Origin of the sequence: Enterobacter sp. R-25 (assembly GCF_049913205.1) — a bacterium.
GTDB classification, from domain to species: Bacteria; Pseudomonadota; Gammaproteobacteria; order Enterobacterales; family Enterobacteriaceae; genus Enterobacter; species Enterobacter ludwigii.
In genome coordinates, this window is sequence record NZ_CP183982.1 from 2,893,848 (window position 1) to 2,905,712 (window position 11,865).

12 protein-coding genes are annotated in these 11,865 nt (G+C 51.6%); 5 read left to right on the forward strand and 7 right to left on the reverse strand.

Annotated elements, in window-relative coordinates; all coding sequences use genetic code 11:
* Window positions 1-57: 57 nt before the first annotated feature.
* The 4 genes from araH to ACN9MQ_RS13885 form a co-directional block, all read right to left on the reverse strand.
* Window positions 58-1,038 carry an arabinose ABC transporter permease AraH gene (gene araH, locus ACN9MQ_RS13870; RefSeq protein ID WP_014884358.1) on the reverse strand — a complete coding sequence of 327 codons (981 nt, stop codon included), beginning with the start codon at window positions 1,036-1,038 and terminating at the stop codon, window positions 58-60.
* A gap of 14 nt (window positions 1,039-1,052) precedes the next feature.
* Window positions 1,053-2,567 (reverse strand): L-arabinose ABC transporter ATP-binding protein AraG, encoded by a 1,515-nt coding sequence (gene araG, locus ACN9MQ_RS13875; protein ID WP_426020968.1) that lies wholly within the window; start codon window positions 2,565-2,567, stop codon window positions 1,053-1,055.
* Between the two features lie 71 nt (window positions 2,568-2,638).
* Window positions 2,639-3,628 (reverse strand): arabinose ABC transporter substrate-binding protein AraF, encoded by a 990-nt coding sequence (gene araF, locus ACN9MQ_RS13880; RefSeq protein WP_020883371.1) that lies wholly within the window; start codon window positions 3,626-3,628, stop codon window positions 2,639-2,641.
* Between the two features lie 316 nt (window positions 3,629-3,944).
* Window positions 3,945-4,502, reverse strand: a complete 558-nt coding sequence (locus ACN9MQ_RS13885; RefSeq protein WP_032679709.1) for a DJ-1 family glyoxalase III — start codon at window positions 4,500-4,502, stop codon at window positions 3,945-3,947.
* A gap of 506 nt (window positions 4,503-5,008) precedes the next feature.
* Between ACN9MQ_RS13885 and ACN9MQ_RS13890 the strand changes: the two genes are divergently transcribed.
* Window positions 5,009-5,512, forward strand: a complete 504-nt coding sequence (locus tag ACN9MQ_RS13890; RefSeq protein WP_020883369.1) for a non-heme ferritin-like protein — start codon at window positions 5,009-5,011, stop codon at window positions 5,510-5,512.
* Window positions 5,513-5,688: 176 nt separating this feature from the next.
* Complete coding sequence (locus tag ACN9MQ_RS13895; protein ID WP_020883368.1) at window positions 5,689-7,032, forward strand: anaerobic C4-dicarboxylate transporter; 1,344 nt, start codon at window positions 5,689-5,691, stop codon at window positions 7,030-7,032.
* Window positions 7,033-7,081: 49 nt separating this feature from the next.
* Here ACN9MQ_RS13895 and ACN9MQ_RS13900 read toward each other — a convergent pair whose 3' ends face one another.
* From ACN9MQ_RS13900 to ACN9MQ_RS13910, 3 genes are all read right to left on the reverse strand, one after another.
* Window positions 7,082-7,333 (reverse strand): DUF2766 family protein, encoded by a 252-nt coding sequence (locus ACN9MQ_RS13900; RefSeq protein WP_014170688.1) that lies wholly within the window; start codon window positions 7,331-7,333, stop codon window positions 7,082-7,084.
* A 109-nt stretch (window positions 7,334-7,442) separates the two neighbouring features.
* Window positions 7,443-7,526: a stress response protein AzuC gene (gene azuC / locus ACN9MQ_RS13905; RefSeq protein WP_014832437.1), complete on the reverse strand. Its 84-nt coding sequence runs from the start codon at window positions 7,524-7,526 to the stop codon at window positions 7,443-7,445.
* Between the two features lie 150 nt (window positions 7,527-7,676).
* Entirely contained in the window at window positions 7,677-8,315 is a 639-nt protein-coding gene (locus ACN9MQ_RS13910; protein WP_020883367.1) for an RpiB/LacA/LacB family sugar-phosphate isomerase, read from the reverse strand.
* A gap of 249 nt (window positions 8,316-8,564) precedes the next feature.
* Here ACN9MQ_RS13910 and ACN9MQ_RS13915 point away from each other — a divergent pair, with 249 nt between their 5' ends.
* The 3 genes from ACN9MQ_RS13915 to ftnA all read left to right on the forward strand — a co-directional run bounded on the left by ACN9MQ_RS13915 (window position 8,565) and on the right by ftnA (window position 11,860).
* Window positions 8,565-10,718, forward strand: a complete 2,154-nt coding sequence (locus ACN9MQ_RS13915; protein ID WP_426262641.1) for an HD domain-containing phosphohydrolase — start codon at window positions 8,565-8,567, stop codon at window positions 10,716-10,718.
* Between the two features lie 103 nt (window positions 10,719-10,821).
* Window positions 10,822-11,160, forward strand: coding sequence for a YecR family lipoprotein (gene yecR / locus ACN9MQ_RS13920; protein ID WP_086463542.1), 339 nt, complete (start codon window positions 10,822-10,824; stop codon window positions 11,158-11,160).
* Between the two features lie 202 nt (window positions 11,161-11,362).
* A complete protein-coding gene (gene ftnA, locus ACN9MQ_RS13925) occupies window positions 11,363-11,860 on the forward strand; it encodes a non-heme ferritin (RefSeq protein WP_014170693.1) in 498 nt (165 codons plus the stop codon).
* The last annotated feature ends 5 nt before the right edge of the window (window positions 11,861-11,865 follow it).

The following is an 11,865-nucleotide window of genomic DNA, read 5'->3' on the forward strand; positions in this document are numbered from 1 at the left end:
GGCGGTTCGGGGGTCAGCTAAGGTTATTAGTTGAGCAATATAAAGATAGGAAAAACCTTAGACGGTACGCTTCGCTTTTTGCTTGTAACGGTCGAATATCACCGCTGCCAGCAGGATCAGGCCACGAACGACGTACTGAGAGAACGGCGAAATATTGAGCAGGTTCATGGCGTTCTCTACCGTCCCCAGGATCAGGATACCGGCCACCACATATGAGATTTTTCCGATGCCGCCTTTCAGGGAAACGCCCCCCAAAACACAGGCTGAAATGACGATCAGCTCATAACCGATAGAGGTCATTGGCTGGCCACTGGTCATTCGCGACGCCAGAATAATCCCTGCGGCTGCAGAGACCAGCCCGGAAAGAACAAAGATAATAATCTTGGTACGCACCACCGGCACACCGGCCAGACGTGCGGCTTCTTCATTGCCCCCGATAGCCAGGGTATTACGGCCAAACGTGGTCCGGTTGAGCAGGAACCCGAACAGGATAAGACAGGCCACGGTCAGCCAGATTGGCGCTGGCAGCCCCAGCCAGTTAGCGTAACCGAGGGTAAAGAAGCGCTCGTCTTCAATCCCCACCGCTTTACCGTCAGAGATGATATAGGCAAGACCACGCACAATTTGCATGGTCGCAAGCGTTGTGATCAGGGCGTTAATCTTCAGACGAGCAATGACAAAGCCGTTCACCAGACCGCTGAGCACGCCCAGTAACAGACCCGCCAGCACGCCAATCCACAGGCTCTCCGTCATGTTGATTACCACAGCCGTGGTGACACCGGCACAGGCAATAACCGAGGCCACCGACAGGTCAAAATCGCCCGAGGCCAGACAGAACAGCATACCGCAGGCCACCATGCCGGACATGGAAATGGCCAGCCCCAGCCCTTTCATATTAATAAAGGTGGCAAAATTAGGAACGAAGATCGCACAGGCGACAAACAGGGCGGCAAAGACCACCAGCATGCCGTACTGATCCCAGATTCGGCCAAAACTGAACGCCGACTTTGGCGCTCCGGATGTAGTAACAGAGGACATCATTAACTCCTTACTCAGGCGACAGCCTGGCTGACTTTAGGCATGGCGAGATTCAACGCCTGTTGTTCATTCGCCTGTTCATGAAGCAATTCACCGGCAATTTCACCTTCACGCATGACGACAATGCGATCGGCGACGCCAAGCACTTCAGGCAGATCGCTGGAGGCGAAGAGCACCGCCACGCCGCGTTTTGCCAGTTCATAGATCACGTTATAAATCTCGTGTTTTGCCCCCACATCGATACCGCGCGTCGGCTCGTCCAGTAAAATGACCTTCATATCCTCCGATAGCCAGCGGCCCAGAATGGCCTTCTGCTGGTTGCCCCCGGAAAGATTCATGATCAGCTGTTCTGGTCCCGGCGTTTTGATATTGAGTGAACGAATGTGGTGATCGGCATTGCTCGATTCCCAGCTATCGTTGATCAGGCATCCTGCGCGGATAAATTTGCGACGGGCGGAGATATTGATGTTGTCACGCACCGAATGCACCGGAATAATCCCCTCTGCTTTGCGATCTTCCGGGCAGAGCATCATGCCTGCCTTAATCGCGTGGGCGGGCTTCTGAATATCCACCGCTGCGCCGTCAATAGTCACCACGCCTGCGGTAATGCGCGTGCCGCCGAACAACCCTTTCATTAACTCGCTACGCCCTGCGCCCACCAGGCCGAACAGTCCGACGATTTCACCGCTGCGTACCGATAACGAAACCGGCATGCGTACTCCCGGCGCTTTTACATTATCCAGTCGCAGGCGTTCAGGGCCGTACTCACGCGGTTTCCAGTGGTAAATGTCCCCCAGATCGCGTCCGACCATCGCCTGGACAAGCTGGTCATGGTTCACCTGCGCCATATCGCTAAAGGTGCGCACATAGCGGCCATCTTTAAACACGGTGATGGCGTCGCTCAGGGCAAATATCTCTTCCATACGGTGCGAAACATACAAAATCGTGCGGCCTTCCTGGCGCAACTCCCGGATCACGCGGAACAGGTTTTCGATTTCACGTGCGGAAAGCGAACTGGTGGGTTCATCAAAGGCAATAATTCTGGCGTTACGCGCCAGAGCCTTGGCAATTTCAACCATCTGCCACTGGCCGATGGAGAGGTATTTCAGCGGCGTCTGAGGATCGACGTCCAGCCCAAGATGTTTAAGCTGCAGCCCTGCTTCATAATTAAGTAGCGAACGATTAACCACGCCGCTTTTGTGCGGGAGCTGTCCTAAATAGATGTTCTCGGCCACGGTCATCTCTGGGATCAGGTGCAGTTCCTGATAGATAATGGCCACCCCGGCATTAAGCGCCGCCGTGGTATCATCGAAAGCCACCTCTTCGCCACGAATGGCCAGTGTGCCGGTCGTAGGGGAATAGTTGCCGCTGAGGATTTTCAACAGCGTGGATTTCCCCGCGCCGTTTTCACCCATCAGGGCATGAACCTGGCCGGCATAGCAGTCGAAACTGATATCGGTCAGCGCGTTAACACCGGGGAACGTTTTCCCGATGCCGCGAAATGAGAGATACGGATCAGACTGTCGCATAACGTCTCCGTGATTCCTGTAGTGTGTACGTCTGGCCCCTCATGGTGAATGAGGGGCGCAATCACAGCGTATTACTTACCGCCCAGTCCTTTTTTCGCCAGTTCCTCTTTGAAATTGTCGCGGGTAATCAGCACCACGTCGGTCACTTCAGTAAATTTCGGCGGTTCAGCCCCTTTGGTCACCCAGTTGTAGAGCATTTCACTGGATTTATAGCCGTGTACGTCCGGGCTTGGCAGCAGAGAGCCGTAGAAGCCGGTCGCCTGCGCTTTGGACAGTTCGCTGACGGCGTCAACGCCGTTGATACCGATACCGATCACATCCGGAGCTTTAAAGCCCTGACCTTCTGTCGCACGCACGCCACCCAGCACGGTGTTGTCGTTCATACCGACCACCAGCCAGTGTTTAACTTCCGGGTGTTGAACCAGCATTGAGTTCGCGGCGTCGAACGCACCGGGGATATCGTTGGATTTGGTAGGAACTTTATAGATCTGTTTTTCCGGGAAGCCGGCGGCTTTCAGAGCGTCCATGGAACCAGTAGTACGACGACGTGCAGTATCCAGCTCATCAGCCGTGATGGCCATGACGCCCGTCTCTTTTACATCCCAGCCGCGCTTTTGCATCTCTTTATAGAGTTCCTGACCCTGGCGCTCACCAATTTTGGTCGCGGCCATCATTACCAGCGGCACGGTGTCCATTGGCTTGCCTTTGGCATTGACGAACTGATCGTCAACGGCAATAACCTTCATGTCGTAACCGCGCGCTTTAGCCGCAATTGCCGACCCCAGTTTTGGATCGGGTGTACAGATAACGAAACCTTTCGCACCGCTGGCCGCCAGGCTGTCGATGGCGTTCAGGGTTTTTTCACCGTCAGGCACGGCGATTTTAATGACGTCAAAACCTAAATCTTTTCCGGCTTTATCGGCGAATTTCCACTCAGTCTGGAACCACGGCTCTTCTGGCTGTTTTACCAAAAAACCGAGTTTTAAATTCTCTGCGATAGCGGATTGTGACATAACAGCAGCCAGACCAACGGCCGCCAGCGCTTTAGTAAATTTGTGCATGGTAAACTCCAGCTTTAGCATTCTTTTCTGTAGGGAATATTTGCGTGCTTCTTATTTAATCGGACTTAAAACAAGGCATTAGCGCTTACCTCGTCATAAGCGTTATTGCTGGTGATAGTTTTAGCGGGAAATTAATCATCCATAAGAGAGCGCCATCACACCGCAGAATTACAGTAATTGCGTACATAAATTCAGCGGAAAATGACATAAAAACGGCAGGAATTGTCGGACAAATGAAACGGGGTTAAGCAGAATTATCCATAAGATCAGCTAAGAAGTCCCTGAGCGCCGGACGCTCTAGCATCCGGCGGGAAATTTACCAGGCGTAATAGATGTGGTCAGCGTGATCGCGAACGGGCGTTTCGTCACCCAACAGTCGAGCAGCAAGGGCCAGCGCAAAGTCAAAAGCATGACCAAGACCTTTGCCGCTGAGCAGGTTTTTATCCTGGACGACCGGTGCATCCACATATTCACCGTCTTTTACCGTCTCCCATAAATCCCCGGAGCAGACGTAGCGACGCCCCCGAAGCAGCCCATTTCCCCCCAGCACGCGCGCCGCTGCTGAACAAATAGGGCAAATCAGTTTTCCGCGCGCGTCATGTGCAGAAATAAAACGGATAACCTGCGGATCCGCGGCCAGATTTGCGCTGCCCTGCGGTCCCCCGGGTAGAACAATCGCATCGTAAAGCGAATCGCTGCGTTCTGATAAGGTGCTGTCTGCCACCATGGGAATGTTATGGTAACTGACCACTGCACGCGACTGCGCGCAGGCCAGAGTTTCCACGTCGATGTTCAGCCGGCGCAAAATATCAATGGTGATAATCGCCTCTGCTTCCTCAAAACCGGGTGCCAACAGCACCGCAACCTTTGCCATCATAGACCTCAATGCTTGAAACAAGATAAAACAGTATTTCATTTTTACATAATCATTAAGAACAATCTTGCACGGCGATCACACACTCGCCTTTTTGCGATAAATTGATTTAGCGCAATTTTATTCCTCATAATATATCCTGATTGATTGATCTGTTTTTCACATCGTCACAGAAGATTCTGTTGCCTTAATATTTTCACTCTTGAAAAAACGAGACAAACAATACACAAACACATAAAAATCAATTAGTTATTAATGTGTTAATTTATATCCACCTGTTTTCATTTCTGTACTATATTAAATTTTGTAATGTATGGTAAACACAGCCTAATTAAGAGTTTTCTTAGACAGAATACAAGGGTATGCTTATTTATATCGAACACAGGAAGTGAATATTCGATCGACTTTTGTCGCCGCAGAAATGCCATTTCTGCATTCCATTAGATGTGCCTGCCGGGTCAGGTTAGCCGCGGACATCACGTCCCACAGTCAATAAGGATATGAGTATGACTACCCAAACGATGATGCAAAAACTCAATGCCCAGTTGAACCTCGAGTTCTATGCCTCGAATCTGCACCTGCATATCAGCTCGTGGTGTTCCGAAAACAGTCTCAATGGCTCTGCCACTTTTTTTCGCAGCCAGGCGCAAAGCAACGTCACCCATATGATGCGTGTTTTTAACTTCATGAAAGCCGCAGGGGCGAACCCAACCGTAAAAGCGCTTGATACGATCGACGATAACTACTCTTCTCTGGAAGAATTGTTTGAGAAAACACTGGAACAGTACGAACAGCGTTGCAGCACGCTTAACAAGCTGGCCGATGAAGCCAGAGCACAACACGACACCAAAACCCTTAAATTCTTACGCGATATGGATAAAGCGCAACAGCAGGACGGCATGCTGCTCAAAACGCTGGCGGACGAAATTCACAACGCGCAGCAGGCGGGTTTATGTCCGGAACAAACCGACCGTCATCTGCTTGACCTTGTGACGGTACAGCACCACTGATCATTTTTCCTGCTCCCGGCCAGGCGCGCTTTTCGGCCTACCGGGAGCAGGTTCCCCTTCTCGTCGCCAACCTTCTGCTTTTGCTAAGATTTAACAAATCAGATCTCGCTCTCAATGATTAACCACACAACATGTAATGATTTATTTAATTACATTATCATTGACGAGGGAGCATCATGATCACCATTGAGTTTATTGTCATCCTCCTCTGCCTGCTGACAGGTACGCGTTTCGGCGGCATGGGGCTTGGGTTGATAAGCGGTATTGGCCTTTTTATTTTATGTTTTGTCTTTGGTCTGCAACCCGGCAAACCGCCGGTTGACGTGATGCTGACCATTCTCGCCGTCATTGGATGTGCCGCAACGCTTCAGACCGCAGGCGGCCTGAACGTCATGATGCAATTTGCTGAGCGCCTGCTGCGCAAACATCCTCAACACATCACGCTTCTCGCCCCTTTTACCACCTGGATGCTGACCTTTCTCTGCGGGACCGGACACGTGGTGTACACCATGTTTCCCATCATTGCGGATATCGCCCTGAAAAAAGGGATCCGCCCGGAACGCCCAATGGCCGTGGCATCAGTGGCATCGCAGATGGCAATTACGGCCTCGCCGGTCTCCGTGGCCGTTGTGTCACTGGTCTCCATTCTGGGCGCGCAGCATGGGCTCGGCCACGCGTGGGGAATACTGGAAATTCTCGCCGTCTCGGTTCCAGCCTCACTGTTTGGTGTGGCGATTGCTGCGCTGTGGAGTTTGCGTCGTGGGAAAGCGTTAGCGGACGATAAGGAGTTTCAGGAAAAGCTCAAAGATCCGAAGCAGCGTGAATTCATCTACGGCGGGACGGAAACGTTAATGAATCAACGTTTTCCAAAGCAGGCCTACTGGTCCACGTGGATTTTCTTCGCTGGCATTGCCGTGGTTGTCCTGTTGGGGGCATTCCCTGACCTGCGCCCTGCATTTGAGATAAAAGGAAAAATGACGGCGCTGTCGATGAACCTTGTCATCCAGATGATGATGTTAATTGCCGGTGCCGTAATGCTGATGGCCTGCAAGGTCAATGCGTCTGCCATTTCTAACGGCGCGGTGTTTAAGGCAGGTATGGTCGCGATCTTCTCGGTGTTCGGGGTGGCGTGGATGAGCGATACCTTTTTCCAGGCGCATCTTGATGAGTTAAAGCTGGCGCTGGAAGGCGTGGTGAAAAGTCATCCGTGGACCTACGCGATTGTGCTGTTCCTGGTATCGAAGCTGGTAAACAGCCAGGCGGCAGCCCTGACGGCCGTTGCGCCTATGGGACTGATGCTGGGAATCGACCCGAAAATGCTGATCGCCTTTTTCCCGGCCTCTTACGGCTATTTTGTCCTGCCGACCTACCCAAGCGATTTAGCCTGCATCGGCTTTGACCGTTCGGGCACAACCCGCATCGGCAAATTTATCATTAACCACAGCTTTATTCTGCCGGGATTAATTGGCGTAAGCTGCGCGTGTGCGGCGAGCTATCTGCTGGTACAGACGTTCTTTTAAGGTGAGCGAAGGGCGACAAACGGTCGCCCTTTTTAGCGTCAGGCGGGCTTTAGTGAGACTCGCCCTGCGGCGTGAATCGCAGTTCAATCAGCGCGATGGCTTTCTGAATAGCGCGAAGCGTGACCGGGTCAGCCGCAGCGGGATGGCTGTTGAAATCGATATTTTTCAGCTGCGTGGACATCTTCTCGCGCACTTCAACCGGCGCAATAACGTCCAGGACATCAAGGATTTGTTTGATAACTAACTGACAGGCGACAACGTCTGACACCAGCTCCTGATCGGCGCTCAGGTTTTGTGACATGGGGCTTTCTCCTTATTTAAAGGCCGCCATAGTAACAAAACGCAGGCCCTTTCATCTCCCTCTCGTCGCTTACGGGCACAAAAAAACCCGCCGAAGCAGGTTTTTTTCATCAGAACATTGCGCCCGGTGGCACGTCTTTGAAAGTGTTGCAGTAGTTAGCCCACATGCTTTTCAGGATTTTGCGAAGTTTCATCAGGTAGCTCCATTAACTTGTTATACAACTTTATCGTCAATGTGCTTATAATATGACCATCGTCACAAAAATCAATATTTTTGTGACGCGCATCACAATTTTATTCTTCGTGCCAAACCTGAAAAGTGGGGCTCACGGCACCTGAAAGCGTCAGCCTACGATCCCGCGAACAAAAGCTTCAATCTCTTTGTCCTGGCAATTCTCAAAGAAGCACTGCTGGAAACGCTGACCCGAAACGGCCGTCTTCACCAGCTCGGGATCGATTGCGCGCAGCGTATCCAGATAGTTTTCTTTCACGACCGCCGCTTTAACCTGGTTCAGAATACCGGCGTTACGCACCTGCGGCTCTTTGCGCTCGGGCGGATAACCTTCACCGTTTCGACCAGTGAACGCTTTTTCAAAGATAAACCGAACGTTCAGTTCAGCCCCCCAACCGAAGCCTTTGGCAAACGGCAGGGAGAGCGCGTTACCGTTGTTGATCTGAGCAAACAGGAACGCATCCGCAGGATCAATGCAATAGCCGCAGATGACGCCCGGGTGGATGTTCAGCGACATCAATGCCCCCTGCCCCGTACCGCAGCCGGTCACAACAAAATCAACGGCTTTCGCATTCAGTAAAATGCTCGCCATAATCCCCAGATGGATATAGGTCAGGTGATGGTCATTCTCGTCGCTCATGCCCACGTTATAAACCGGGAACCCTTTTTCATCGGCTACCGTTTTCAACTCTTTCAGTATCACTGGGTTTTTCGCGGCCTGGCTGTTTTCCATCATCAGTGCAATTTTCATTTCATCTCTCCTGAATGCGTGGCGGGAGATCCCGCTATGGATACCTTTACCTGTTCACCCTACTATCAAACAAACAACCTTTCAAATTAAATGAAAGGTTGTTTTAAAAAACAAAGACAGGTTCACAATTTAGCGAGAATGAGACCGTACGCCAAACGTGCATTAAAAAGTTAAAGCAAACCTGTTGCCGCTTCAGCCCGTTAGCTAGACTGCAAAAAAGTACACGCTAAAACCGTATGGGGTTGACCTGTGAATCAGCGCTGCCGGATGCTTCGCTCCCTCTTTCTACTCGCGTTGACGGGTCTGTTGCTTGTTTGCCCCCCTGCCCGGGCAGAAGAGCCTGTACCGGTCTGGATCTTTGATGCTAACAACTTCGAATTCTGGCGCACACCGCAAGGAGAGTGGCAGGGTTTTTATCCTGAACTGATTAAGGCCATCAATAAACAGGCGGGTACGCAGCTGCAGCTGCGGCCGCTCTCCGGTGCCGATATTAGCCAGCGTTTTGCACAAAATGAGTATGGCGTGTATGCCGGGGTATTGCGCACGGAGAAGCGAGCCAGAACCAAAATTCTCTCAGCACGTTTGTTTGATAACGACGTGGTGGCAGCCAGTCCATCGATGACGGTGACAACAGCCGAACAGCTCAGCCATGCCCGGGTGCTGTTCCGTAAAGACGACGCGACGCTCGACAGCGTGCAACAACGTTATCCCGACCTTAAATTTCGTTCTCTGCGCCTCGTCGCCACCAGCGATGAAGCTTTTCGCTTGCTGAGCGACAACCAGGCTGATTTCTATATTAATGACGCTCCGGAGATGGAGAATACCCAGCGCTATTATCTGGTCTCCCGGCCCTTTCCTGAGCTACGCATTCCTGTCGTCCTCGCCTTCAGCCCTGATCTGCTTCCCCTGCGGGATAAAATCAATGCGCTGATTGGCACCTGGTATCGCAACGGCGGAATCAACACGATGCTGGAAGAGAGCAAGCGCAATTACCTGCTAAGCCGTATCACCCTGTCAGAGGAGGAGCGAACCTGGATCGCGCATAACCGCCTGCAGATCAACCTGCCCAAAAACGAGAATTTTGCCCCGCTTATCTGGCGGGACAGCAAGGGCTACCACGGCACAGCCATTGATATGATTAACGACATGCGCGATTTACTGGGCATGAAGGTTGATGTCAATTTTATCGATCACTATTCGAGTCTTCCGCGACAGCAGTGGGCGGTTCGATTGATTGATATCGTTGATCGAAGCGACAGTGCGCATGCACAGGGTCGTATCGGCCCCGACATCGCCTGGCACAACGCCTATTACAATCGCAGCAGTCAGCCCTTCTTGTGGAACGAAGAGAGTATTCGCAGCCAGCGCGTCGGCGTACTCGACGGTTCGTTTGCCGCAGCCTATTTACGCCAGCGTTTTGGCAGCGATGTGATCATCGTGACCCGGCCAACCATTGACGGTCTTATCGACGCGATTGAGAACGATGAGATTGACTATATTCTGGGCGACCTCAGTTCGCTGGAGTCCACGCTTCGCGGCAACGAACTGTTTCGCGGGGTGCTGAAAGTCGCGGGGGTCACCCGCTCTGAATTTATTATTGGCCCGTGGGTGGACCCGCAGCATCCGCTCTTTAATCTGCTGACTCAGGTTCATCGCCTGTCAGAATACCGCACACAAATAGAACGTCAGGATGAGCAGAGTTACTTACCCGATTTTTCTAAAAACACGCTGAAGATTATCAGCGTGATTTTGCTGATCGTGGCCCTGTTCAGCATCGGTATGCTGATCATGATGCGTCGCCATTTACGCCAGAACCGAATGGTTAACCGCAATATGGTGCAGGCGCTGGAGAAGGTAAACCGCGCGCACGATGACGAGACCGGCAGCCATATTCAGCGCGTCGCCCGATATTGCGGCTTAATGGCGCGTGAGCTTGGGCTTTCGCGCAAAATGACCCGTGAGATAGAACATTTTGCCTCACTTCACGATGTCGGAAAAATTGCCGTGCCGGAGCGTATTCTGCGTAAGCAAGGCCCGCTGACCCAGGACGAGTTTGCCGAGATGAAACTTCATACCGTGAAAGGGTGGCGGATTATTCAGGGCTTAGAGCTGGGCGCAGTTGCGGAGAATATTATCCATTTCCATCATGAAAAATGGGATGGCAGCGGATATCCGCAGGGGCTGCGGGGAGAACAGATCCCGCTGGAAGCCCGCATTCTGGCGCTGGCCGATGTGTATGATGCCCTGAGGCAAAAGCGGGTCTATAAGCCGGGATTCACGCACGAGCAAGCCTGCAAAATCATTCTGGAAGGTGACGGCCGCCATTTTGACCCGCAGCTTATTGCGCTGTTTCGCCTGCATCATCTTAAGTTTAAAACCATTTTTGACAGCCTGGCCGACTAAACGGCCCGTCGCAAAGAGAAAGCGCAGATTGCCCGGCTATTCCTCGCATTGCGACTCACATCTGCAGGTACGATATCGTATTTCCACTCACTCAGAGCGAACCATGAAAAGAGTCTTCGTCGCCGGTACGATCCTGCTGCTGGCGGGCTGTAACATTAATCGCCAGGCTGAGGTCAGCGCCCTGGACGCGCCAAACGGCATCGTCCGCCTCGACTACGGGCAAGCAATGCTGCAAAACGCCTATTCCGATGAGTATGTTAATAACGGCACCGCAGCTAAAGCGTGTCAGAGCATGGGGTATGCCACCGCCTCTGCCTATGGCCAGCCCATTAAAACCTGCACCCTGACCAGCGGCTCTCTGTGTCTCAATGAGAGCGTGACGATCCAGTATAAATGCATGGGCTTTGCAGTAAACCCTAAAGCAAATAACCCGTGGTATTAATCTGTGCTGCCAGTATTGACTGGCAGTGTATTTCATTACGAACAAAAACAATTCTCATTAATAAAATATAAAATCGGCAATGCGTTTTATTCCCATTCGTATTTTAAATAAAGAAATAATTATTTTACGTTTTGCAAATAATTAAATAACAAATTATAGTGTCGCTCATTGTGAACCAGAATTAATAACCCGGAGCGTCACCATGCTGAAAACTGAAATGATCGACAAGCTCAATGCGCAAATGAACCTTGAGCTTTTTTCATCCCTTCTCTACCAGCAGATGAGCGCCTGGTGCAGCTACCACAGTTTTGAAGGCGCTGCCGCCTTCCTGCGCCGCCACGCGCAGGAAGAGATGACCCACATGCAGCGTCTGTTTGATTATCTGACTGACACGGGCAGCCTGCCGCGCATCGATAACGTTGCGTCCCCGTTTGCCGAGTATAATTCGCTTGATGAGCTGTTCCGTGCGACCTATGAGCACGAGCAGCTGATTACGCAAAAAATTAACGAACTGGTTCATGCGGCTATGATCGGCCAGGATTATCCGACCTTTAATTTCCTGCAGTGGTACGTGGCAGAGCAACACGAAGAAGAGAAACTGTTTAAATCCGTGCTGGATAAATTGTCTCTGGTGGGGAAAACAGGCGAAGGTCTTTACTTTATCGATAAAGAACTTTCTACCCTCGATACACAGAAATAATATTG